The sequence below is a fragment of the Piscinibacter gummiphilus genome, assembly GCF_032681285.1.
Classification (GTDB): Bacteria; Pseudomonadota; Gammaproteobacteria; order Burkholderiales; family Burkholderiaceae_C; genus Rhizobacter; species Rhizobacter gummiphilus_A.
In genome coordinates, this window is record NZ_CP136336.1 from 487360 (window position 1) to 509087 (window position 21728).

The 21728-nt window shown below is 69.2% G+C and carries 22 protein-coding genes and 1 pseudogene; 15 read left to right on the plus strand and 8 right to left on the minus strand.

Features of this window, described 5'->3' with window-relative positions:
- Window positions 1-33 precede the first annotated feature (33 nt).
- Window positions 34-1344: a cyclic di-GMP phosphodiesterase gene (locus RXV79_RS02335; RefSeq protein WP_316701800.1), complete on the plus strand. Its 1311-nt coding sequence runs from the start codon at window positions 34-36 to the stop codon at window positions 1342-1344.
- Window positions 1341-3440 carry a putative bifunctional diguanylate cyclase/phosphodiesterase gene (locus RXV79_RS02340; RefSeq protein ID WP_316701802.1) on the plus strand — a complete coding sequence of 700 codons (2100 nt, stop codon included), beginning with the start codon at window positions 1341-1343 and terminating at the stop codon, window positions 3438-3440. Before RXV79_RS02335 ends, RXV79_RS02340 begins: the two co-directional genes overlap by 4 nt.
- Here the strand turns inward: RXV79_RS02340 and RXV79_RS02345 are convergent.
- A complete protein-coding gene (locus RXV79_RS02345) occupies window positions 3435-4280 on the minus strand; it encodes a fumarylacetoacetate hydrolase family protein (RefSeq protein WP_316701804.1) in 846 nt (281 codons plus the stop codon). The two genes, RXV79_RS02340 and RXV79_RS02345, sit on opposite strands and share 6 nt — an antisense overlap.
- A gap of 83 nt (window positions 4281-4363) precedes the next feature.
- Here RXV79_RS02345 and RXV79_RS02350 point away from each other — a divergent pair, with 83 nt between their 5' ends.
- The 8 genes and pseudogenes from RXV79_RS02350 (at window position 4364) to RXV79_RS02385 (ending at window position 9528) form a co-directional block, all read left to right on the plus strand.
- Window positions 4364-5614, plus strand: coding sequence for a class I SAM-dependent methyltransferase (locus RXV79_RS02350; RefSeq protein WP_316701805.1), 1251 nt, complete (start codon window positions 4364-4366; stop codon window positions 5612-5614).
- Complete coding sequence (locus RXV79_RS02355) at window positions 5611-5922, plus strand: DUF1840 domain-containing protein (protein ID WP_316701806.1); 312 nt, start codon at window positions 5611-5613, stop codon at window positions 5920-5922. The genes RXV79_RS02350 and RXV79_RS02355 overlap by 4 nt, the downstream gene beginning before the upstream one ends.
- A 4-nt stretch (window positions 5923-5926) precedes the next feature.
- Window positions 5927-6556 (plus strand): YbhB/YbcL family Raf kinase inhibitor-like protein, encoded by a 630-nt coding sequence (locus RXV79_RS02360; protein ID WP_316701808.1) that lies wholly within the window; start codon window positions 5927-5929, stop codon window positions 6554-6556.
- Complete coding sequence (locus RXV79_RS02365) at window positions 6556-7218, plus strand: histidine phosphatase family protein (protein ID WP_316701809.1); 663 nt, start codon at window positions 6556-6558, stop codon at window positions 7216-7218. The genes RXV79_RS02360 and RXV79_RS02365 overlap by 1 nt, the downstream gene beginning before the upstream one ends.
- 80 nt (window positions 7219-7298) lie before the next feature.
- A pseudogene (locus RXV79_RS02370) lies at window positions 7299-8288 on the plus strand (sterol desaturase family protein); the annotation flags it as partial.
- Between the two features lie 211 nt (window positions 8289-8499).
- Window positions 8500-8688, plus strand: a complete 189-nt coding sequence (locus RXV79_RS02375) for a DUF3606 domain-containing protein (RefSeq protein ID WP_316701811.1) — start codon at window positions 8500-8502, stop codon at window positions 8686-8688.
- Between the two features lie 50 nt (window positions 8689-8738).
- Window positions 8739-9059, plus strand: a complete 321-nt coding sequence (locus RXV79_RS02380; RefSeq protein WP_316701812.1) for a hypothetical protein — start codon at window positions 8739-8741, stop codon at window positions 9057-9059.
- A 64-nt stretch (window positions 9060-9123) separates the two neighbouring features.
- Entirely contained in the window at window positions 9124-9528 is a 405-nt protein-coding gene (locus RXV79_RS02385; protein WP_316701815.1) for a hypothetical protein, read from the plus strand.
- A 17-nt stretch (window positions 9529-9545) separates the two neighbouring features.
- On the opposite strand, the gene RXV79_RS02390 is transcribed toward RXV79_RS02385, so the two are convergent.
- Together RXV79_RS02390 and RXV79_RS02395 are read right to left on the minus strand one after the other, a co-directional pair.
- On the minus strand, window positions 9546-10610 hold the full coding sequence (locus tag RXV79_RS02390) for a 2Fe-2S iron-sulfur cluster-binding protein (protein WP_316701817.1): 1065 nt from the start codon (window positions 10608-10610) through the stop codon (window positions 9546-9548).
- Between the two features lie 20 nt (window positions 10611-10630).
- Window positions 10631-12292, minus strand: coding sequence for an ethylbenzene dehydrogenase-related protein (locus RXV79_RS02395; RefSeq protein ID WP_316701818.1), 1662 nt, complete (start codon window positions 12290-12292; stop codon window positions 10631-10633).
- Between the two features lie 228 nt (window positions 12293-12520).
- Here RXV79_RS02395 and RXV79_RS02400 point away from each other — a divergent pair, with 228 nt between their 5' ends.
- Both RXV79_RS02400 and RXV79_RS02405 read left to right on the plus strand, forming a co-directional pair.
- Window positions 12521-13177 (plus strand): response regulator transcription factor, encoded by a 657-nt coding sequence (locus tag RXV79_RS02400; protein ID WP_316701820.1) that lies wholly within the window; start codon window positions 12521-12523, stop codon window positions 13175-13177.
- Between the two features lie 4 nt (window positions 13178-13181).
- Window positions 13182-14597: a sensor histidine kinase gene (locus RXV79_RS02405; RefSeq protein WP_316701822.1), complete on the plus strand. Its 1416-nt coding sequence runs from the start codon at window positions 13182-13184 to the stop codon at window positions 14595-14597.
- A gap of 6 nt (window positions 14598-14603) precedes the next feature.
- Here the strand turns inward: RXV79_RS02405 and ruvB are convergent, their stop codons facing one another.
- Entirely contained in the window at window positions 14604-15659 is a 1056-nt protein-coding gene (gene ruvB, locus RXV79_RS02410; protein WP_316701824.1) for a Holliday junction branch migration DNA helicase RuvB, read from the minus strand.
- A gap of 65 nt (window positions 15660-15724) precedes the next feature.
- On the opposite strand from ruvB, the gene RXV79_RS02415 reads away from it, so the two are divergent.
- From RXV79_RS02415 to RXV79_RS02425, 3 genes are all read left to right on the plus strand, one after another.
- On the plus strand, window positions 15725-16117 hold the full coding sequence (locus RXV79_RS02415; RefSeq protein WP_316701825.1) for a DUF2946 family protein: 393 nt from the start codon (window positions 15725-15727) through the stop codon (window positions 16115-16117).
- Between the two features lie 87 nt (window positions 16118-16204).
- Entirely contained in the window at window positions 16205-18346 is a 2142-nt protein-coding gene (locus RXV79_RS02420; RefSeq protein WP_316701826.1) for a TonB-dependent receptor, read from the plus strand.
- 29 nt (window positions 18347-18375) lie between these two features.
- Window positions 18376-18849, plus strand: coding sequence for a copper chaperone PCu(A)C (locus RXV79_RS02425; RefSeq protein WP_316701828.1), 474 nt, complete (start codon window positions 18376-18378; stop codon window positions 18847-18849).
- 3 nt (window positions 18850-18852) lie between these two features.
- On the opposite strand, the gene RXV79_RS02430 is transcribed toward RXV79_RS02425, so the two are convergent.
- From RXV79_RS02430 to RXV79_RS02445, 4 genes are all read right to left on the minus strand, one after another.
- A complete protein-coding gene (locus RXV79_RS02430) occupies window positions 18853-19725 on the minus strand; it encodes a Tll0287-like domain-containing protein (protein WP_316701830.1) in 873 nt (290 codons plus the stop codon).
- Window positions 19726-19811: 86 nt separating this feature from the next.
- On the minus strand, window positions 19812-20303 hold the full coding sequence (locus RXV79_RS02435; protein ID WP_316701831.1) for a DUF8082 domain-containing protein: 492 nt from the start codon (window positions 20301-20303) through the stop codon (window positions 19812-19814).
- Between the two features lie 135 nt (window positions 20304-20438).
- Window positions 20439-21011: a Holliday junction branch migration protein RuvA gene (gene ruvA, locus RXV79_RS02440; protein ID WP_316701832.1), complete on the minus strand. Its 573-nt coding sequence runs from the start codon at window positions 21009-21011 to the stop codon at window positions 20439-20441.
- 10 nt (window positions 21012-21021) lie between these two features.
- Window positions 21022-21675 carry a response regulator gene (locus tag RXV79_RS02445; RefSeq protein ID WP_201806684.1) on the minus strand — a complete coding sequence of 218 codons (654 nt, stop codon included), beginning with the start codon at window positions 21673-21675 and terminating at the stop codon, window positions 21022-21024.
- Between the last annotated feature and the right edge of the window lie 53 nt (window positions 21676-21728).

A 21728-nucleotide genomic window follows, 5' to 3' on the forward strand; every position in this document is an offset into this window, starting at 1 on the left:
CAATGCAGATTCACGGGGCCACGAGCCACCGTCATGAAAGAAGTACCTACACCCACACTGATCGACGTGGCACAGCTGCGCATCGGGATGTTTGTGCATCTCGATGGTGGATGGATGTCGCACCCGTTTCCCCTCAGCAGCTTCAAGATCGGTTCTGCTGCGCAGATCGCCACCATTCGCTCGCTCGGCAAGCAGCGTGTGCGCTGGAGCCCGGAGAAGAGCGACCCGGCGGCCGTCGAAAGCCTCACCCACCCGGGCCCGGCAGAAGACCCGTCGGTGCCGGACACCGTGCCCGCCGAGGCGCTCGTGGCGCCGCTCACCGAAACCGCCGAAGCGCAGGAGCGCCGCCGCCTGCGCGAAGCCCTGCTGGCGCAGCGCGAGGCGCTGCAGCTGTGCGAGGCCCAATTCGCCGAGGCGACGACTGCCTGCAAGCGGGCGTCGGAGATCGTGCTGACGCAGCCGCAGGTGGCGCGCGAGCAGACCGAAGCGCTGGCCCAGGCCTTCGTCGACAAGATGATCGGCCAGCAGGAGATGTGCATCCGCCTGCTCACCGAAGCGGCGGGCGACAAGGCCTCGCTGCACGCGGTGAACGTTGCGGTGATCTCGCTGCTGATGGGCAGGACCTTCGGCCTGTCGCCCCAGGAGATGCTCGACCTGGGCGTGGGCGCGATGCTGCACGACATCGGCAAGATCGAGCTGCCCGAGCGTGTGCGCCACCGCGAAGAGCACTTCACCCCGGCCGAGAACCAGTTCTATCAAGAGCACGTGGCCCACGGCGTGACCATCGCCAAGAAGATGGGCCTGGCCGCCGGTGCCACGCTCGTGATCGCGCAGCACCACGAGCATGCCGACGGCAGCGGCTTCCCGCTGCGCCTGAACAGCGACCGCATGACGATCGCCTCGCGCATCGTCTCGCTCATCAACCGCTACGACAACATGTGCAACCCGCACGTGCCCTCGCGTGCGCTCACGCCGCACGAGGCGCTGTCGCTGCTCTTCGCACAGGGCAAGAACCGCTACGACACCGCCATCCTCGGCGGCTTCATCAAGATGATGGGCGTGTACCCGCCGGGTTCGGTGGTGCAGCTCACCGATGACCGTTATGCGATGGTCGTCTCGGTCAACTCCTCGCGCCCGCTCAAGCCGCGCGTGATGGTGCACGAGCCGCGTGTGCCGCGCGACGAAGCGCTGCTGCTCAACCTGGAGCTGGAGCCACGCCTGGGCATCCGCCGCAGCCTGAAGCCGCAGCAACTGCCGACGGAGTCGCTCGACTACCTGTCGCCGCGCACGCGTGTCGCTTATTTCTTCGAGCCTTACGCCGCTCCTCTGGAGGAAGCGGCGTGAGCGCCGCGGCGAGGGCCGCAACGCTTGAACACTGGTCGGCCCTGATCGAGGGGCTGCTCGACCCCGTCTGGCTGGTCGACGCGATTGACCTCACCATCCTGGCCGCCAACACGGCGGCCGGCGAGTTGCTGGGCATCGACGCCTGGTCGCTGCGTGGCCGCGCGGCCACCGACCTCAGCGCGACCGCCGAAGACATCGCGTTCTGGGCCGAGGCGGCCGCGGGCCTGTCCGAAGCGATCCTCTCGGACACGGTGGTGCGCCGCTTCGACGGCAGCATCGTGCCCGTCACACGTCGGGTGAGCCGCATCGGCCAGATGAGCGACTGCGAGGTGCTGATCGTCACCCTGCGCGACCTCACGCAGCAGCGCGCCGCCGAAGAAGAGCTCGACACGCGCGTGGCCGAGTTGCGCGCCACGCTGGAGTCGAGCGCCGACGGCATCCTCGTCACCGACCTGTCGGGTGGCATCCGCAACTTCAACCGCCGCTTCGCCACGATGTGGGGGCTGCCCGACGAGTTGCTGATGCAACGCGACGACCGCGCCGTGCAGGACTGGATGCGCCGCAGCGTCACCGACGGCGACCAGTACGTGCGCCGGCTCGGTGCCATCCTCGATGCCGCGCTGCTGCAGGCGAGCGACGTGCTCACGCTGCACTCGGGCAAGGTGCTCGAGCGGGTGACGCTGCCGCAGTGCAGCCGCGGCCAGCCGATCGGGCGGGTCTTCTCCTTCCGCGACGTGACCGAGCAGCTGGCGGCGCAGCAGCGCATCGAGCAGCTGTCGCACACCGATGCGCTCACCGGCCTGCCCAACCGCCGCCTGCTCGAAGACCGCGTTGAATTCGCGCTCGCGATGGCGCAGCGCAACGGCCAGCCGTTTGCGCTGATGGTGTTCAACCTCGACCGCTTCAAGCATGTCAACGACACGCTCGGCATGGGCGCGGGCGACAAGGTGCTGCTCGAAGTCACCGAGCGCATCAAGTCCTGCCTGCGCAACGTTGACACCGTGGCCCGCCTGGGCGGTGACGAGTTCGTGCTGCTGGTGCACCAGGCCGATGCGGCGGGCGCCGAGGCCACCGCACGGCGCCTGCTCGACGCGATGGGCCAGCCCTTCACGCAAGGCGGCGAAAGCTTCACCGTGACCTGCAGCATCGGCGTGGCGCTGTGCCCGTCGGACGGCAACGCGCTCGACGAGTTGATGCGCGGCGCCGCCACCGCGATGCAGCGCGCCAAGGAATCGGGGCGTGCCAGCTTCCGCTTCCACCAGGCCCAGACCGAAGGCGTGCGCCGTTCGCGCATGCAGATGGACCATGCCATGCGCCAGGCGCTGGTGAGCGGGCTCTTCCGCCTGCATTTCCAGCCGCAGGTCGACCTGAAGACGGGCGCGGTGATCGGCGCCGAGGCGCTTATCCGCTGGCGCGACCCGGTGCTGGGCGAGGTGTCGCCCGGGGAGTTCATCCCGGTGGCCGAGGAGAGCGGCTTCATCATCCCGATCGGCGACTGGGTGCTCTCGCAGGCGGTGCGCCAGGCGGCGGCGTGGCGCGCGCGCGGCATCGTGATGCCGGTGTCGATCAACGTCTCGGCGCTGCAGTTCCAGCAGACCGATTTTCTGCAGCGGGTGCAGCACGAGCTCACCAGTGCCGCCCTGCCGCCCGAGCTGCTGGAGCTCGAGCTGACCGAAAGCATCCTGATCCGCGATTCGGAAGACGCGTTGCACCGGCTCGAAGGCCTGCACGCGCTGGGCGTGGGCCTGGCCATCGACGACTTCGGCACCGGCTATTCGAGCCTCGGCTACCTGAAGCGCTTCCCGATCCACCGGCTCAAGATCGACCGCAGCTTCGTGAGCCACCTGCCAGGCGATGCGAGCGACCAGGCCATCGTCAACGCCATCATCCAGCTCGGCCGCGCGATGAACCTCAAGGTGATCGCCGAGGGCGTGGAGACCGAGCCGCAGCGGCAGTTCTTGCTCGACGCCGGGTGCGACGAGTTCCAGGGCTACCTGTATGCCGCGGCGCTCGACAGCGCGTCGTTCGAGGCGCGCGTGGGCGTGGCCGCAGCACCGGCGGCCGCCAAGGCGCCGGTGCGGCTCATCAGGTCATAGGGACGTCACCACCACCTGCCGCTGCTCGCCGAGGCCGGCGATGCCGAGCGTCATCACGTCGCCCTCCTGCAGGAACTGCGGCGGCTTCATGCCCATGCCCACGCCGGGCGGCGTGCCGGTGCAGAGGATGTCGCCGGGCAGGAGCGTCATGAAGCGGCTCACGTAGCTCACGATCTGCGCCACGCCGAAGATCATGGTGGCGGTGCTGCCGCTCTGGCGGCGCACGCCGTTCACGTCGAGCCACATGTCGAGGGCCTGCGGGTCGGGCACGTCGTCGGCCGTCACGAGCCAGGGGCCGATGGGGCCGAAGGTGTCGCAGCCCTTGCCCTTGTCCCAGGTGCCGCCGCGCTCGATCTGGTATTCGCGCTCGGAGACGTCGTTCACCACGCAGTAGCCGGCCACGTGTGACAAGGCCTCGCTTTCGGCGACGTGGCGGGCGGTGCGGCCGATCACCACGCCCAGCTCCACCTCCCAGTCGGTCTTCACGCTGCTGGGCGGCAGCAGCACCGGGTCGTTCGGGCCGGTGATGCACGTGGTCGCCTTGAGGAAGACGATCGGCTCCTTGGGCAGCGGCAGGCCGGCTTCGGCGGCGTGGTCGGCGTAGTTGAGGCCGATGGCCACGAACTTGCTGATGCCCGTGTACGGCACGCCCAGCCGGGGCTGGCCGCGCACCAAGGGGTAAGCCTCGGGCTTGAGCTTCGACAGGCGCTTCAGGCCGTCGAGCCCGAGGGTGGGCAGGTGCAGGTCGGGCACGTCGGCCGACAGGTCCCTCAGTTGCCCGGACGCGTCCAAGGCCCCGACGCGTTCATGCCCTTCCGGGCCAAAGCGAAACCATTTCATGGCATTCCGATCAGGATTGAGGTGGTGGCAGGCGATGCGATTTTCATACCATTGCCGGAGCTGAGCGAGCGAGGTGGCGAACGATGCAAGCAATCGAACGAGCCCTTGAACAACGGCTGGCACCGCAGGGGGTGCCGCTGGCGGTGGTGCTGCCCGGCGGGCGGCGCCTCGGGCAGGCGGACGCGGCGGTCACGCTGCGCCTGCACGAGCTGGCCCCACTGGCCCACCTGGCCACCGGCCAGATCGGGCGGGTGGCCGAGGCGTATGTCGAGGGCCGGCTCGACATCGACGGCAGCATGCGCGACCTGATGCACGTGGCCGCCTTGATGGTGGGCGATGCCGCGCTCGAAGGTGACGGCGCACGCCCCCTCACTTGGTGGAGCAACCTCACGCGCACCGTGAAGTCGCGCGTGCGGCACCAGCTCGATGCGGATGCGCGGCAGGTGCAGTTCCACTACGACGTGTCCGACGACTTCTATGCGCTGTGGCTCGATGAGCGGCGCGTCTACTCCTGCGCCTACTGGAAAGACCCGGCGATGACGCTCGACGGCGCCCAGGCCGCCAAGCTCGACCACATCTGCAGGAAGCTCATGCTGCGTGAGGGCGAGCGCTTCCTCGACATCGGCGCCGGCTGGGGTGGCCTGCTGCTGTGGGCGGCCGAGCACTACGGCGTGCGGGCCGATGGCATCACGCTCTCGAAGAACCAGCATGCGCACGTCAACCGGCTGATCGACGAGCGCGGCGTGCGAGGGCGCGTGACCATGACGCTGTGCGACTACCGCGACCTGCCTGAGGCGGAGCCCTACGACGCCATCGCCTCGGTCGGCATGTTCGAGCATGTCGGGCATGCGAACCTGCCGGTGTATTTCCACCAGGTGCGCCGGCTGCTCAAGCCCGGCGGACTCTTGATGAACCACGGCATCACCGCCGGCGGCACGCGCAACCACCAGCTCGGTGCCGGCATGGGCGACTTCATCGAGCGCTACATCTTCCCGGGCGGCGAGCTGGTGCACCTGTCGCACGTGCTGAAGGTGACGAGCGAAGCCGCGCTCGAGCCGGTCGACGTGGAAAACCTGCGCCCGCACTACGCGCGCACCCTCTGGGCCTGGAGCGACCGGCTGGAAGCCCACCTGGCGCGTGCCCGCGAGTTCACGCGCGAGAGCGTGGTGCGCGCCTACCGGCTCTACCTCGCCGGCAGCGCGATGAGCTTCGAGCAAGGGTGGATCTCGCTGCATCAGGTGCTGGCGACCCGGCCCGACCACGACGTCGCCTCGGGCCCGATGCGAGGCGCACAATCCCGTTTTCCCTTCAACCGCGAGTACATCTACCGATGATCTACAAGTTCAAGTCGAAGGCCGCTGGCGATGTGATCATGATGGGGCCGAGCGGTGACCAGGTGCTGCGCCTGATCGGCAAGGAGCCGTCGGCCAAGGGCATCATCGAGCCGGCGCAGATGCCGGCCGCGATGCAGGCCATCGAAGCGGCCATCACCGCCGACGAAGCCGCGCGCAAGGAAGCCGAGGCCGAAGACGGCAAGGCGCCGAAAGGCGACGGCGTCTCGCTGCGCCAGCGCGCCTGGCCGCTGGTCGAGATGATGAAGCGCGCCCTGGCGGCCAACGAAAACATCGTGTGGGGAGTCTGATCGCATGAAACTCACGAGCACCAGCTGGAAGAACGGGGCGCGCATCCCCACCCGTTACGCCGCCGGCAAGCCGGGTGACAGCGGGCCCACGATGTCCGACAACGTGAACCCGCAGTTCACCTGGAGCGAGGTGCCCGAGGGCACGAAATCGTTCGCGCTGATCTGCCACGACGGCGACGTGCCGAGCCGCGGCGACGACGTCAACAAGCCCGACCGCGAAGTGCCGAGCGACCTGCCGCGCACCGACTTCTTCCACTGGGTGCTCACCGACCTGCCCGCGAGCCTGCGCGAGATCAAGGAAGGCGAGTTCAGCTCGGGCGGCCTCACGCCCAAGGGCAAGCCTGGCCCCGCCACGCTGCACGGCGCACGCCACGGCCTCAACGACTACACCGGCTGGTTTGCCGGCGACCCGGCGATGGCCGGCCAGTACTTCGGCTACGACGGCTGCTTCCCGCCGTTCAACGATTCGCTGCTGCACCAGTACGTCTTCACGCTGTACGCGCTGTCGGTGCCGAAGGCGCCGGTCGAGGGCAGCTTCACCGGCGCGCAGCTGCGCGAGGCCATCGCCCCGCATGTGCTCGCACGCGCCTCGCACGTCGGCATCTACACCCTCAACAAGAACCTGCTCGCCTGATGAACCACGTCACCCGGGTGCTCGCCATCCGCCACGGCGAGACGGCCTGGAACGTCGACACCCGCATCCAGGGCCAGCTCGACATCCCCCTGAACGACACCGGCCGCTGGCAGGCCGAGCGCCTGGCCGCCGCCGTGGCCGACGACGACCTGCACGCGATCTACGCGAGCGACCTGCAGCGTGCGCACCAGACCGCGCAGGCCATCTCGCGCGCGACCGGGCTGCCCATCACCGCCGAGCCGGGCCTGCGCGAGCGGGGTTTCGGCAGCTTCGAGGGCCACACCTACCAGGAAATCGAATCACGCTGGCCCGAGGAATCGCTGCGCTGGCGCAAGCGCGAGCTCGACTTCAGCCCGGGCGGCGTGGGCGAGTCGCTGCGCGTGTTCTACGAGCGCTGCGTGCGCACGGCCGAGCGCCTCGCGGCGGCGCACCCGGGGCAGACGATCGCCATCGTGGCGCACGGTGGCGTGATGGACTGCCTCTACCGCGCCGCCTCGCGGCTCGACCTGCAGGCCGCCCGCTCCTGGCAGCTCGGCAACGCCAGCATCAACCGCCTGCTCTACACGCCGGAAGGCTTCACGCTCGTCGGCTGGAGCGACACCTCGCACCTCGAGCAGGGCTCGCTCGACGAGAGCAACGACCGCGTCGGCCACGCGGCGTGAGGTCACGGGTCTAGAGGGGCGTCTCCAACCCGGGGATGCCCCGCTTGCGGCAGCCGCTTCGGGCGGCCCACCATCGCAGGATGCTGACCCCTTCGCAAGTGATCGTCCTCGCCACGCCGGTCTTCCTCCTGTTGATCGGCATCGAGTTCCTCGTCGGACTCAAGCGTGGCCGCAACACCTACCGGCTCAACGATGCGATGAACAGCATCGGCCTGGGCATCATCAGCCAGCTCGTCAACCTCTTCGCCGCGCTCTTCACGGTGTGGCTGTACGCGCTCGTGTTCGAGCACGCGTCGCTCTGGAAGCTGTCGGCGAAGGACGTGTGGGTGTGGGTCGCAGGCCTCGTGCTCTACGACTTCTGCTACTACTGGCACCACCGCCTCGGCCACACGGTGGCGCTCTTCTGGGCCGCGCACGTGGTGCACCACCAGAGCGAGGACTACAACCTCAGCACGGCGCTGCGGCAAACCGGCAGTGGCTGGGTCGGCGGCTGGCTCTTCTACCTGCCGATGGCGGTGCTCGGCTTTCCGCCGCTCGTCTTCGGCGTGGTGGCGTTGATCGACCTGCTCTACCAGTACTGGGTGCACACGCAGCACATCGGCAAGCTCGGCTGGTTCGACCGCTGGTTCTGCGCGCCGAGCAATCACCGCGTGCACCATGCGGTCAACGACCGCTACCTCGACAAGAACTACGGCGGCATCTTCATCGTGTGGGACCGCCTCTTCGGCAGCTTCATCGAAGAAGACGACCGCGAGCCCATCGTCTACGGCACCCGCGGCCCGCTGCGCAGCTGGAACCCGGTGTGGGCCAACCTGCAGTACTACGCCGAGCTCTTCAAGGACTCGTGGCACGCGAAGCATTGGGGCGACAAGCTGCGCGTGTGGTTCATGCACCCCGGCTGGCGCCCGGCTGACGTGGCGGCGCGCTTCCCCAAGCCGGCGTTCGACATCGCGCAAGTGCAGCGCTACGACCCGCCGATGTCGCGCGGCGCGCAGTGGGTGTCGGCGGGTCTCTTCGTCGCCTTGCTCGGCGCGACCTCGCTGCTGCTGTGGAACGCCCACCGGCTCAGCCTGCCCGAGCAGCTGGCGGGGGCTGGGGGTGTCGTGCTGGGGCTGTGCGTAGTCGGCTGGGTCAGCGAGCGGCCCGAGCTTCGCTGAGCCGCGCCGGTCGCGGCACCTTGATGCCGGCGACGCTTCTCCTACGGCGGGATGCGCGGGACTCCGACATCGCCGGCGCGGCGCGCGGCGTACCGTGCCGCATCGCCCACCACAGGAGACCCGCATGTCTGACAGCAAGCAGCAAGCCGGCGGCCAGGACCGCGAACGCATCAACGTGCACCAGGACTACGAGCTCAACGACTGGGCCCGCAAGTACGGTGTCACGAAGGACGAACTGAAGAAGGCCGTCGCCAAGGTCGGCGACCGCGCGAAGGACGTCGAGGCGCACCTCAAGCGTGGCGAGCGCGGCTAGGCCGGAACCCGCCCGGCCGTCCGGAGTCGAACCACGGACGCGAGGGCGCCATGCCGTACCTGCCTTTCCATTCGCTGCTGTATCGCTATCTATTCTACGGCTGGCTGTTCTTCGACGCCAGCCGGGGTGATGTCTTCGCGCGTGCGGCGGCGCTGCGCCACAACCGCGCGCAGGCACGTTGGCTGCCCACCTACATGCGGCGCTGGCTCGTCCTCGGCAGCCTCCTCTTCATCGTGGCGTACTTCTGCGAGCTCGTGCTCGCCAGCCCGCGGTTGTCGGCGTTCTTCTACGTGCCGAGCGTGCTCACCATGCCGATGAACCTGGTGACGGCGGTGTGCTGGTTCGGCCTCGTCACAGGCTGGGGTGATTAGCGGATTGAAATGAACGATCGGTCGCCTATGGTTGAAGCATCCGGTGTTTCCGCAGGAGGCATTCATGGCGATCAAGCGCATGACCAAGGCCGATCGGCCGCAGTCGCTCGGCACCTACAACCCGGTCGGGCATGTGCTGCTGGCCTTTCCCGACGACGCCACCGCGCGGCAGGCGATGCAGGCCCTGTACGACGCGGGCTTCGATGCCGACGACGTGCTCTTCTACGACCATGACGAAGAGCGCGAGCAGATGGACGCGATGCTGCCGCGCGCCAGCCAGCTCGCCGGCTTCGGCTACGAGGTGACGCTGATGCGCCGCTACCAGCAGCTGGCCAGCGAAGGCTGCGGCTGGCTGCTCGTCTACGCGCCCGACGGCCCGCACACCGACCGCGCGATGGACATCGCCCGCCACCTCGGCGCACGCAGCGCCGTGAAGTACCACTGGCTGGTGGTCGAAGACCTGCTCTGAGGCCAGTCGCCCGCGGCTCAGGCCGCGGCGGGCACCTGTGCGCGGAAAAGCCGCCGCAGGCGGTCCACCAGGCTGAGGCCCGCCGGCGCGGCTGGGTGGAAGGCATCGGCCGCGATGTGCTGCGCATCGAGCCCGGCGGCGAGCGCGTGGGCGCGCACCGCCTCCACCATCGGCGGTGGGCCCGCGGCGTAGAGGGCGGCGGTGTCGAGCCGGGGGAAGTCGCGCGCCAGCACCTCGTGGACGAAGCCGGTGCGGCGCGGCGTGGCCGCACCCGGGGCCGACAGCACCGGCGTGTAGCGCAGGCGCTGTGCGGCGTGCAGCGACATCAGGATGTCGCTGTCGTAGAGGTCGCGTTCGTCGCGCACGCCGTGGTAGACGTGGATGTCGGGGTGCCCGTCGTCGAGTGCCGCCCCGAGGATGGACATGATCGGCGCGAGCCCCGTGCCCCCCGCCACCAGCAGCAGCGGGCCGGGCTGCACCCCCTGCCAGGTGGCGCTGCCGAACGGGCCTTCGAGACGCAGCGTGTCGCCCACGTCGAGGTGCTGCGCGATGTGCCCGCTCACGAGCCCCTGCGGCACCAGGCGGATGTGGAACTCCAGCTCGCCCTCGCCCGGCAGGTTGGCCATCGAATAGCTGCGCGCCGGCAGCCGCCCCACGCGCAGGCGGGCGTACTGGCCGGGCACGAAGTGCAGAGCGTGGCCCTGCACCGCGACCCGCAGGCGGATCACGTCGTGCGAGGCGCGGGTCTTGTCGGTCACGCGCACCTTGAGGTGGCGCGGCGGCGGCAGCGCCTGGCGCACCCGCTCGGGCACCAGCCACTCCACCGCCACCGGCCCGCGGGCCCGCGAGCGGCAGGCGAGCACCAGGCCTTGTGCTCGCTCGTCGGCGCTCAGCGCCTCGGGCAGGTGCGGGTCGTGCTCCACCTGGCCGTCGAGCACGCGGCACTTGCAGGCGCCGCATTCGCCGCTCATGCAGTTGTGAGGGAAGGGCACACCGGCGGCCAGGGCGGCCTCCAGCAGCGTCTGCTTGTCGCGCAGCGTCACTGGTGCGGCCCATTGGCGGATGGACAGTCGAGTCGTCATGTCGGTGCTCCTGCGCCGGGTCAGTCGAGCACCAGGCGCACCGGGTGCGTGTGCCGCGTGTGGCGGGCCTGGCTGTGGTCGAAGGCCGAGACCCACACCGACAGGCCGGTCTCGAAGGGCAGGTCGTAGGCGGAGTGCGTGTCGAGCTTGCGACGGGCTTCGAGTCGCCAGCGGCCGTCTTTCCAGGTGCCCACGGCCGCCACGTCGCCGCGGTCGCCGGTGAAGGGCGCTTCCAGCACCACCGAGGGCAGCACCGTGCCCACGGGGTAGGTGTCGAGCTCGGCGCTGTAGGGCACCGTCTCGGCCTTGCTCATCGCCAGCAGCTGGGTGTCGCCGTGGGTGGGGCTCAGGTCGATCGGGCCGACGCGGGCCTGCAGGGCGGCCATGTCGCGCGGCAGGAACTTGGGCCGCACGTAGGGGCTGCCGGGGATCTTGTCCCAGTTCTGGTCGAAGCCGCCCGACTGCTTGGGGTCCTGCGTGTAGCCGCCGGTGTAGCGCTTGCCGGTTTCGGCGGGCAGGGGCGGGCCGAAGTAGTTGTCGTCGATCTGGCCGAGGCCGCCCGAGCGCACGCTCTTCCAGTGCCACACGTCGACGATGCTGCCGTCGGTGGTGGCGTGCAGGCCGCGGCCGGCCGTCGGCGCGGGCTTGCCGGGCAGCGGGTGCGAGCCGAGCTGGGCCGCGCCACCGCCCATGCTGGCCAGGCGCGAGAACATCACGCCGAACTTGTCTTCGTAGTAGTCGTCTTCATCGTTCTTCGCGTAGCGCGACTCCTTCACCTGCCAGCCCTGCGCCGTCTTCACGAGCGGCAGGTGCTTGTGGCTGCGGGTGCTGTCGGGCCACTCGAAGAGGAAGACCGCGTCGGTCGCGTCGCGCACTGCGCGGATCGTCACCGCCGTCTCGCCCTGCGGGAAGTTGGCGCCGCGCGTGGTGTGCACCGTCACGGCGGGGGCGTCTTTCCAGGCCGCGTCGTCGGGCAGGCCGTCGACCACCGGCAGCACCGCCACGCGGCGCATGTGCAGCTCGGAGGTGGCGACCCGCTCGCCGCCCGCCAGCACCGCCCACGCGGCACCGGCCACGCCCATCGCCGCGAGACCTGCCGCGCCGTAGGCCATGCGCGGGCGCAGGATCTTCAGCAACTGCGCCACGCCGCCCAGCCACAGCTGCGCCGCCACGTGCAGGCCGACGTAGGCGACGAAGCCCCAGGCGGCGGCCTGGTGCACGTTGGCCACCAGCGGCTCGGGCAGGCGGCCGGCCGCGAAGTACATCAGCGCGCCGCTGGCGCCGGCCACCGCGAGCAGGGCGAAGGCGACCCAGTAGAGCAGCCGGTTCCAGCCACGGCGGCGCTGTGCCGGGTCGGCGGCGGTGAGGCTCGCCGGCATCAGCTTCACCCGCCCGCCGAGCGCGCCGCGCCACAGCAGCGCCACGTAGGCCGAAGCGGCCCCCAGCAGCAGGTAGGCGCTCCACACGTGCCAGCGGCCCACGTCGCCTTGCAGCAGCAGCGGCTCGATCCAGCGCCAGCCGAGGCGGCCGTCGCTGTCGGCGATGCGCAGGCCGGTCAGGAGGCTCACGGCCAGGCCGACGACCATCAGCCAGTGGATGACGAAGGTGGGGGTGTCGCTGCGGGGCGAGGCCTCGGTGGAGGGGCCTGGCGGGGTCTCGGCGGACGTGGCTTGGCGGGTCATGGTGGTCTCCTGCACGGCGTGCTTTTTTGTGGAAGGAAAGGGGCCGCGCGGACCCCCTTCACCCAGGAAGGCCGCTCAACTTTTCGCTCGGACGGGCCCCTGTCGGATTTAATCTAGGGTAGAAGTGCACATGCGTGCATTAGTGGTCGGCGCGCCGCGGTTTCATAAACGTAACTGGCTGTAACTCGGTGTGCCAGGAGGCTCGCCTATCCGAAGGAGGCACTGGACATGCGTGTTTTGCTCGCCGAAGACGACCCGGTGCTCGGCCAGGCGCTGCGGGTCGGCCTGAGCCGCGAAGGCCTCGACGTGGCCTGGACGCGCGATGGCATCGACACCTACACCGCCTTCCGGCAGGGCGACTACGCCGCCTTGGTGCTCGACCTCGACCTGCCCGGCCTGCCCGGGCTCGACGTGCTGCACCGCATCCGCCAGACCGACTGGCGCGTGCCGGTGATCATCGTCACCGCCCTGAGCGACGTGCCGCACCGCGTGCGTGGGCTCGACCTCGGCGCCGACGACTACCTCGGCAAGCCCTTCGACCTCGACGAGCTGCTGGCCCGCCTGCGCGCCGTCACGCGGCGTTCGCATGGCGTGCCCGGCGCGGTGCTGGCGTGCCGTGGCGTCGAGATCGACCTGCGCGACCACCGCGCCACCCGCGACGGCCTGCCGCTGTGGCTCACCGGGCGCGAGTTCACCGTGCTGCGCCTGCTGATGGAATCGGCCGGCAAGCCGGTGCCGCGCCAGCGCATCGAAGAGCAACTGGGCGCCTGGGGCGGCGAGGTCGAAGGCAACTCGGCCGAGGTCTACATCCACAAGCTGCGCAAGAAACTCGGGCGCGACTTCATTCAGACCCTGCATGGCAACGGCTACCTCCTCCCCCTCTGAGGCCGTGCCGCCGGCACAGCGCGCGCAGCCTGAGAGCGCCTGGCGGCGCTTCCTCGCTGCGCCGCGTAGCCTGAAGTACCGCTGCCTGCGCAGCATCGCGCTGGTGTCGGGCCTGACCTGGCTGGTGGTCACGCTCGCCATCGTGGCGCTCGCACGGCATGAGTCCGACGCGATGTTCGACGCCTCGCTGCGCGAGCTGGCGCACATGGCGCTCGCCTTCGCCGACCACGAGCTGGCCGAGATCCAGCGCACCGGCGGCGGCGACGTGAGCGACGACACCGACGAGGTCTTCAGCGACAAGATCGTCTACCAGGTCTGGCAGCAGGGCGGGGTGCTGGGCTACCGCAGCGCCAACGCACCGGCCCGCACGCCGCTGGCACCGGGCGCGGCCGGCTTCGGCGACACCGTGCTCGACGGCCAGCCGCTGCGCACCTACAACACCTGGAACCGCGAGCACAGCTTCCAGATCCAGATGGCCGCGAGCCCCGAGCGCCACCAGCACTACGGGCTGTGGGTGTCGCTCGCGCTGTGCATTGGCATGCTGTCGGCGCTGTGCGTGTTCCTGCTGCTCATCCGCCGCCAGCTCGACCAGGCCTTCGCGCCGCTCCACGACACCGCCGAGGCGCTGGCGGGCAAGTCGGCGGCCGACCTGTCGCCGGTCGAGCTGGAAGGGCAACCAGCCGAGCTCGCCCCGGTGATCGGTGCCTTCAACGGACTCATGCGGCGCATGAGCCAGACGCTGCGCTACGAGCAGCGTTTCACGAGCGATGCGGCGCACGAGCTGCGCACGCCGCTGTCGGGCCTCAAGATCCTGGTGCGCAACGCGCAGCGGGCGCGCAGTGCCGAGGAGCGACGCGAAGCGCTGGAGCAGATGGACGTGGCCATCGACCGCTCGACCACGCTCATCGGCCAGCTGCTGGCCCTGGCCCGCTACGACCGCGACCCGTCGCAGTTCGCCCTGCACGAAACGGTCGACCTGTGGGAGCTGGCCACCTCGGTGTGGGCCGGCGTGGCGCCCCTGGCGGAAGAGAAAGGCATCCGCCTGCACTGGAGCCCGGGCCGCCCGCTCGTGAGCGTGCGCGGCAACCACGATGCGCTGGCGGTGGTGCTGCGCAACCTGATCGAGAACGCACTGGTGCACACACCGCCCGGGGGCGAGGTGCTGATCGAGGCGCTGGCGGAGGCGGGCGACGGGCAGGCGCAGTGGCTGGTGCACGACAGCGGGCCCGGCGTGCCGCCGCAGATGCGCGAGCGGGTGTTCGCACGCTTCGTGCGGGTCGACCGCAGCAGTGCGCCCGGCGCCGGGCTGGGGCTTGCGATCGTGCGGCGCATCGTGGAGATCCACGGCGGCAGCGTCGTGATCGGTGAATCGCCCCGGCTGGGCGGGGCGCTGGTCACGCTGCGGCTGCCGCTGGCCTGAGGCGGCTCAGCCCGCGTCGAACAGGTCGCCTGCGCTCTTGGGCGGTGCCACGCCCAGGTGCCGGTAGGCGGCGAGCGTGGCGATGCGCCCGCGCGGCGTGCGTTGCAGGAAGCCCTGCTGGATGAGATAGGGCTCGATCACGTCTTCGATGGTGCCGGCCTCTTCGCCAATGGCCGCGGCCACGTTGTCGAGGCCCACCGGGCCACCGTCGAAGCGGTGGATCACCGCTTCGAGCAGCTTGCGGTCCATCACGTCGAAGCCCTGCGGGTCGACGTCGAGCATGGCGAGCGCCTTGTCGGCGATGGCCTTGGTGATGCGGCCATCGCCCTTCACGTCGGCGTAGTCGCGCACGCGCCGCAGGAGGCGGTTGGCGATGCGCGGCGTGCCGCGCGAGCGGCGTGCGATCTCGAAGGCGCCTTCGGCGTCGGCCGCCACCTCGAGCAGGCCGGCCGAGCGGTGCACGATGCGCGCGAGCTCCTCCGAGGTGTAGAACTCCAGCCGCGCCACGATGCCGAAGCGGTCGCGCAGCGGGTTGGTCAGCATGCCCGCGCGCGTGGTGGCGCCCACCAGCGTGAAGGGCTGCAGGTCGAGCTTGATGCTGCGCGCGGCGGGGCCCTCGCCGATCATGATGTCGATCTGGTAGTCCTCGAGCGCCGGGTAGAGGATCTCTTCGACGACGGGTGAGAGGCGGTGGATCTCGTCGATGAAGAGAACGTCGTTCTTCTCGAGGTTGGTGAGGATGGCGGCCAGGTCCTTCGGCTTCTCGAGCACGGGGCCGGAGGTCTGGCGCAGGTTCACGCCCAGCTCGTTGGCGATGATGTGCGAGAGCGTGGTCTTGCCCAGGCCCGGCGGGCCGAAGAGCAGCACGTGGTCGAGCGCTTCCTTTCGCTTCTGCGCGGCGCCGATGAAGATCTCCAACTGCTCGCGCGCCTTGGCCTGGCCCACGTACTCGGCCAGGCCCTTGGGGCGCAGCGCACGCTCGATCGCCTCTTCGTTGGGCGAGGCGGGCACGGCGCTCACGACCCGGCGCGAGGGCGCGAAATCATCGGTCTGAATGCTCATGCCGCGCATTGTGCAGCGGCCCTCGCGGTCAGGGTCTGGCGGGTGGGCTGGCACAATCTCGCCCCATGTCTCGCCGTCCCCCGTCAGCGCTGATCCGCTCGCGATTTGCCTTGTGGCTCTTCGCCTGCGCGCTGCTGCTGAAGGCGGCGGTGCCGCTCCTGGCGAGCGCGTCGGCCGAGGCGCAGGGCAAGGCGCTGGTCGAGGTCTGCACGGTGTATGGCGTGAAGACCATCGTGCTCGATGGCGAGCCCGCGCCCGACCATCAGGCCACGCATGCCGGCGACCACTGTGCGCTGAGCGCGGTGATGGCGCTGGCCGCGCCGCAGCCGGCCGCCCTGCCGAGCCTGACCCCGGGCGCGCCGCAGGCGATCCCCTCGCCGCAGGCCGTGGAGACGGCGCCCGACGCCAGCGCCCGTTGGCGGGCCAGACTCAAGCAAGGCCCACCGGCGCTCGCCTGAGCGAAGTCGTGCCGCGGCCGGCGTCGATGCCGGCCTCCTGAGTCTTGCCCTGGCCCCGTGGCGCTCGTGCCCGGGCCTTCCCTCTTCATGAACAAGCCTTCCCTGGCGACGCTGGCCGTCGCCGCTGCGTGGTCGAGCCTGGCCGCTGCGCAGGCCCAGCTCGACCGCGTCACCATCGTCGGGGGCCGCCCCGCGACCCTGCCGCTGGAAATCCCGACCACCACCGAAAGCATCGACGCCGCGCAGATCGCGCGCAGCATCAACGCGACCGATTCGGAAGATGCGCTGAAGTACTTCCCGAGCCTGAACGTGCGCAAACGCTACATCGGCGATCACGACCATGCGGTCCTGGCGAGCCGCGCCTCGGGCACGGGCAACAGCGCGCGCTCGCTGGTCTACGCCGACGGCATCCTGCTGTCGAACCTGCTCGGCAACGGCGCGACCTTCACGCCCCGCTGGGGGCTGGTGACGCCGGAGGAGATCGACCGCGTCGACGTGCTCTACGGTCCGTTCTCCGCCGCCTACCCGGGCAACTCGGTCGGTGCGGTGGTCGACTACGTGACGCGCATGCCCCGCGCCTTCGAGGCCCATGTGAAGCTGCAGGGCTACTCGCAGCGCTATAAGCAATACGCCACCCACGACCGCTTCGGCGGGCAGTCCGGCAGCGCGGCGCTGGGGAGCGGGGAGGGTGGGTTGTCGTGGTGGTTCAACGTGAGCCGGCTCGACAGTGAAGGGCAGCCGATCACGTTTGCAAACAGGCGCGTGGCACAAGGCACGGTGGGCAACAGCGGCGTGCCAGTCACGGGCGCGGTGGCCGATCGCAACCCCTCGGTGCAGGACTGGTGGATCCTCGGCGACGGCGGCCGCAGCCACACCGTGCAGGACCACGCCAAGCTGAAGCTGGCGTATGACATCACGCCGACCCTGCGGGCCTCGTACACGCTCGGCTACTGGCGCAACGACACCGAGCGCGAGGGGCGGAGCTATCTGCGCGATGCGGGCGGCAACGTCGTCACCACCGGCACGGTCAACATCGACGGGCGCGACTATGTGCTGGTGCCGGGCGATTTCGCGAGCAGCAAGGCCCGGCTGGACCATGTGGCCCAAGGGTTGAGCCTCAAGAGCCAGACCCGCGCCGAGTGGGATTGGGAGGCCGCGGCCAGCGTCTACGACTACCGGCGCGACGACGTGCACAACTCGGCGACCGGCCTCACCGACATGCAGGGCACCGGCTGGAACACGCTGGCGCTCAAAGGCATCTGGCGGCCGGTCGGCACCATGCACACGGTCGAGGCCGGTGTGCAACGCGACGCCTTCAAGCTGCGCAGCCAGGCCACGTCCGGCCGTTCGTGGCTGCAAAGCCTGTGGATGCAGGACGCCTGGCACCTCTCGCCGGACTGGCGCGCGGTATTCGGCGCTCGCGTGGAGCAGTGGGAGGCCAGGTCACCGGTGGCGACCCAGGCCGAGCGTCGGGAAAACTGGTTCTCGCCCAAGCTCGCGATCTCGCATGCGCTGGACGAGGCCTGGTTGCTGAAGGCCTCGCTCGGCCGTGCGGTGCGGGCGCCCACGGTGGTCGAGCTGTACCAGACGGCCTCGGCGGGCACACAGGGGGACCCGTCCCTGCGCCCCGAAACCTCATGGACCGGCGAACTGACGGCTGAGCGCAGCCTCGGCATGGGCCTGCTGCGCACGACCTTCTTTGCCGAACGCACCGAAGACGCGCTGTATGCGCAGACCGACGTGACGGTGGTCCCGTTCGTCACCCGCGTGCAGAACGTCGACGCCATCCGCACGCGTGGCCTAGAGTTGGCGTTGCAATGGCCTCAAGCCATCGTTCGAGGTCTGGACCTCAATGCGAGCCTCACCTTCGCCGATTCGCGCATCGTGAGGAACGACAAATTCCCCGCGAGCGTCGGCCACTGGCAACCCCGCGTGCCACGCTGGCGCGCCACCGGGCTGGCCAGCTACAAGGTCGATGACCACTGGAGCGCGAGCCTCGGGTTGCGCTACAGCGGCAAGCAATACGGCACGCTCGACAACAGCGACCCCAACGGCCGCACCTACACCGGCGTCAGCTCGTTCCTGGTGGCCGACGTGCGCGTGGTCTATCGATTCGACAGACAGTGGTCGGCCGCCTTCGGCATCGACAACTTCAACAACGAGCGCTACTGGGCCTTCCACCCCTACACGCAGCGCACCTTCAACGCCGAACTCAAGTTCGACCTGTGATCATTCCCTCAACCCCCAGGAGCTCCGACATGACCCTCACCCTCACCCGCCGACTGCTGGCCGCACTTTCGCTGAGCGCCCTCGCACTGGCCGCCCACGCCCACTCGTTCAAGCTCGGGGAGCTGACGATCGGCCACCCCTATGCCCGCGCCACCGCACCGGGCCAGCCCACGGGCGGCGCCTACCTGAGCGTGCGCAACGCCGGCGCGGCTGGCGACAAGCTGGTCTCGGCCAGCGCCGATGTGGCCGCGAGCGTGGAATTGCACGAGATGAAGATGGAAGGCAACGTGATGCGCATGCGCGAGGTGTCGGCCGTCGAGGTGCCCGCCGGGCAGGCCGTCGAACTCAAGCCCGGTGGCCTGCACATCATGCTGATGGGCCTGAAGGCGCCGCTCAAGCAGGGCGACAAGTTCCCGCTCAAGCTCAAGTTCGAAAAGGCCGGCGAGGTGACCGTGACGGTCAACGTGGAAGGCGCTGGCGCCTCTCACGAGATGAAGCACTAGGCGTCAGTTCCTCAGCATCCCCATCGCCTTGACCAGGCTGCGGCGCATGCGGTTGAACGACTTCTGCAGCGTGCCGATCTCGTCGGGGCGGTCTTCGGAGAACTCGGCCAGGGACATGTCGCCCTGGCTCACGCGACGTGCGGCCATGGCCACTTCGCGCACCGGCTTGACCACCAGGCGTTGAAGCAACCAGTTCAGCACCAGGAAGAGGGCGACGAACACCGCGACGAGCGACCCGGTGAAGGTGGCGAAGAGCTGCTGGGCCTTCTCACGCGGCAGCGTGGTGGGAACTGCCACGATCTGTGCGCCAACGATCTCGTTGAGCTGCCAGCCGAAGCCGGCTTTGTCGCCATAACGCGCAATCAGGCTGGGTGGTGCGGCGGCCGGCGTGCTGTGGCAGGCGAGACACGCGGCGTTGGTGATGCGGATCGGCCGGGCGACGTAGAAGAGATCGCCTTTGCCGGTTTCCACTTCACCCGACAACTCGGTGGTCTTCGGCTCGGCGCGGAAGCGGTCGACGATCTTCCGCTCCCAGTCGGTGGGCTTGTCGCGCGGATTGGTCGGGTTGAGCGTCGCTTCCTTGTAGCTGTAGCCGGGCTGCTTGGCGGCCAGGCGCGCGAGGGTCTCGGTGGCGGCGAACGCCGGCACCGTTTCCGGCAGGAAATGGCGGTCGAGCAGCGGGTCGAGGTGCGGCTTGATGTTGTCGACGGTGTAGCCGCGCACGGCGATGGCCACGTCCATCAGGCGCTGCGCATCTCGCACCACTTCGGCACTCGCATTGGCCTGCACCAGGCGGTAGACCGTGCCGCCAGCCACGGCCAGCGCGATGATGAACAGCAGCGTGAACACCAGGTTGAATCTGAGCTTCAGGTTCATGGAAGGTCTCGGAAAGTCAAACGAATTCGAGTCTCCGCCGCGGTGGGCACCGTAGGCGCTTCACAACCAACTGCCAGGAGCTCGACTCAGGCGTCGAGCGAACGGGAAGATAGCGTGGACTGGCGGAAACGGGCGCGCTGTTCGTCGCTTTCCAGGTGCGATTCCAGGCGTTGCAGCAATTCGGTCACGGAGTCGGCGCGGCGGGCTTCGTTGTCGAGCAACAGGTCGGCAATCGGACCGAGTTCGTTGGCCAGCGCTTCACGCACACGCTCGCGCTGCTGGGGCGTGATGCGGAAGGTGCGCTGCAGGGGAGCATCGAGCGATGAGGGCGTGGTGGTGTCCAGGTCGGCCGGCGTGGTGTCGGCGCTTTCGTTGTGGCGGCGCGTCGCCCACGACGCCAGCCACTCCTGCCGCTCCTGCTGGTTGATCAGCATGCGGGCGGCGGCGGCCATGAAATCGTCTTCGCTCTTGGCATGAGCGGCGCAACGTTTCAGATGAGGCGTCACGTTGACGTTCAACCGCTTGCGCAGGGAACGCTCGACACGAGCGAAGAGACGAGGGTTGATCAGGTCGGACATGGACAGCGACGCTGCAAAAAGCCGGCGAATTTTATGTGTCGCCCCTGGCCATGACCGGGACATTTCAGGCCCTGCCCCCGTGACCCGGTGCAAGTTGTAAGCAATGTTTGCACGCCTGTGCAGTTTTTGGCCACGCTATTTGGCCAATGCCTTCAACGCCAACTTGATGCCGTCGCTCACGCCCACGTCGGCTGGCAGGCTCTTGAGCGCCAGGGCGGCTTCGCGGTCGCTGTAGCCCAGGGCGACCAGCGCCTGCAGGATGTCGGCCTGGGCGTCGCTGGCCACGCTCGTGGGCAGCGCGAGATCGGGTCCGAGCTTGCCCTTCAGTTCGAGCAGCAGGCGCTCGGCCGTCTTCTTGCCGATCCCCGGCACCTTGATGAGACGCCCGCTTTCCTGCAGCGACACGGCCTGCGCCAACTCGCCCACGCTCAGGCCCGACAGGATCGACAAGGCCGTGCGTGGCCCGACGCCCGAGATCTTCACGAGCTGGCGGAAGGTCGCACGCTCTTCGGCGGTGAGGAAGCCGAACAGCACCTGCGCGTCTTCACGCACCACGAAGTGCGTGAGCAGCGAGATCCGCTCGCCCAAGGCAGGCAGGTTGTAGAACGTGCTCATGGGCACGTCGACTTCGTAGCCGACGCCACCCACGTCCACGAGCAGTTGCGGTGGGTTCTTTTCTGCGAGCAGCCCGGTGAGGCGACCGATCATCGACGGCCGCTCAGCGACGGAAGAGGCCGAGGCGCTGGGCTTCGAGGGCCGCCTCGGCGCGCGAACTCACGTTGAGCTTGCGGTAGATCTGCTTCACGTAGTCGGCGATGGTGTGGCGCGAGAGGTTCAGCTGCACGCCGATTTCAGGCAGCGTGAAGCCCTTGGCCACCCACAGCAGCACTTCGTTCTCACGGTCGGTGAGCTGCACGTGGGGCAGGTTCTGCGGGCGTTCCTGCGGTTTGTTCTGTGCCGCGAAATAGGCGATCACGCGGCGGGCGATCGACGGCGACAGCGGCGGTTCGCCCTGGCTGATGCGCTGCAGCTGCTCGACGAAATGTTCGCGCGGTTGTTCCTTCAGCAGGTAGCCGAAGGCGCCGGCCTGCAGCGCGGGGAAGAGGTGGTCGTCGTCGTCGTGGATGGTCACGACGACCGACTGCGCTTCGGGCTGGGCTTTCTGCAGGGCGGCGACCACGTCGACGCCGGAGCCGTCGGGCAGACCGAGGTCGATCATGGCGATCTCGAAACGCTCGGCGGTGATCAGCGCCAGCGCATCGTGCACCCGCGCGGCTTCGAACACCTGGGCCTGCGGAAACACCTGCAAGGCCAGCGCCTTGAGCCAGCTGCGGATTTCGGGCAGGTCTTCCAACAACAGGATCTTGTTCATGGCGGCAACTCGCACGGTGAAAAACCGAAGTGCATCCTAACAGTCCAGCGGTT

Excerpts from the sequence above, each read along its gene's own strand:
- RXV79_RS02335 (WP_316701800.1), top strand. The coding sequence starts at position 34 with ATGAAAGAAGTACCTACACCCACACTGATCGACGTGGCACAGCTGCGC.
- RXV79_RS02345 (WP_316701804.1), bottom strand. The coding sequence starts at position 4,280 with ATGAAATGGTTTCGCTTTGGCCCGGAAGGGCATGAACGCGTCGGGGCC.
- RXV79_RS02350 (WP_316701805.1), top strand. The coding sequence starts at position 4,364 with ATGCAAGCAATCGAACGAGCCCTTGAACAACGGCTGGCACCGCAGGGG.
- RXV79_RS02355 (WP_316701806.1), top strand. The coding sequence starts at position 5,611 with ATGATCTACAAGTTCAAGTCGAAGGCCGCTGGCGATGTGATCATGATG.
- RXV79_RS02360 (WP_316701808.1), top strand. The coding sequence starts at position 5,927 with ATGAAACTCACGAGCACCAGCTGGAAGAACGGGGCGCGCATCCCCACC.
- RXV79_RS02365 (WP_316701809.1), top strand. The coding sequence starts at position 6,556 with ATGAACCACGTCACCCGGGTGCTCGCCATCCGCCACGGCGAGACGGCC.
- RXV79_RS02375 (WP_316701811.1), top strand. The coding sequence starts at position 8,500 with ATGTCTGACAGCAAGCAGCAAGCCGGCGGCCAGGACCGCGAACGCATC.
- RXV79_RS02380 (WP_316701812.1), top strand. The coding sequence starts at position 8,739 with ATGCCGTACCTGCCTTTCCATTCGCTGCTGTATCGCTATCTATTCTAC.
- RXV79_RS02385 (WP_316701815.1), top strand. The coding sequence starts at position 9,124 with ATGGCGATCAAGCGCATGACCAAGGCCGATCGGCCGCAGTCGCTCGGC.
- RXV79_RS02390 (WP_316701817.1), bottom strand. The coding sequence starts at position 10,610 with ATGACGACTCGACTGTCCATCCGCCAATGGGCCGCACCAGTGACGCTG.
- RXV79_RS02395 (WP_316701818.1), bottom strand. The coding sequence starts at position 12,292 with ATGACCCGCCAAGCCACGTCCGCCGAGACCCCGCCAGGCCCCTCCACC.
- RXV79_RS02400 (WP_316701820.1), top strand. The coding sequence starts at position 12,521 with ATGCGTGTTTTGCTCGCCGAAGACGACCCGGTGCTCGGCCAGGCGCTG.
- ruvB (WP_316701824.1), bottom strand. The coding sequence starts at position 15,659 with ATGAGCATTCAGACCGATGATTTCGCGCCCTCGCGCCGGGTCGTGAGC.
- RXV79_RS02415 (WP_316701825.1), top strand. The coding sequence starts at position 15,725 with ATGTCTCGCCGTCCCCCGTCAGCGCTGATCCGCTCGCGATTTGCCTTG.
- RXV79_RS02420 (WP_316701826.1), top strand. The coding sequence starts at position 16,205 with ATGAACAAGCCTTCCCTGGCGACGCTGGCCGTCGCCGCTGCGTGGTCG.
- RXV79_RS02425 (WP_316701828.1), top strand. The coding sequence starts at position 18,376 with ATGACCCTCACCCTCACCCGCCGACTGCTGGCCGCACTTTCGCTGAGC.
- RXV79_RS02430 (WP_316701830.1), bottom strand. The coding sequence starts at position 19,725 with ATGAACCTGAAGCTCAGATTCAACCTGGTGTTCACGCTGCTGTTCATC.
- RXV79_RS02435 (WP_316701831.1), bottom strand. The coding sequence starts at position 20,303 with ATGTCCGACCTGATCAACCCTCGTCTCTTCGCTCGTGTCGAGCGTTCC.
- ruvA (WP_316701832.1), bottom strand. The coding sequence starts at position 21,011 with ATGATCGGTCGCCTCACCGGGCTGCTCGCAGAAAAGAACCCACCGCAA.
- RXV79_RS02445 (WP_201806684.1), bottom strand. The coding sequence starts at position 21,675 with ATGAACAAGATCCTGTTGTTGGAAGACCTGCCCGAAATCCGCAGCTGG.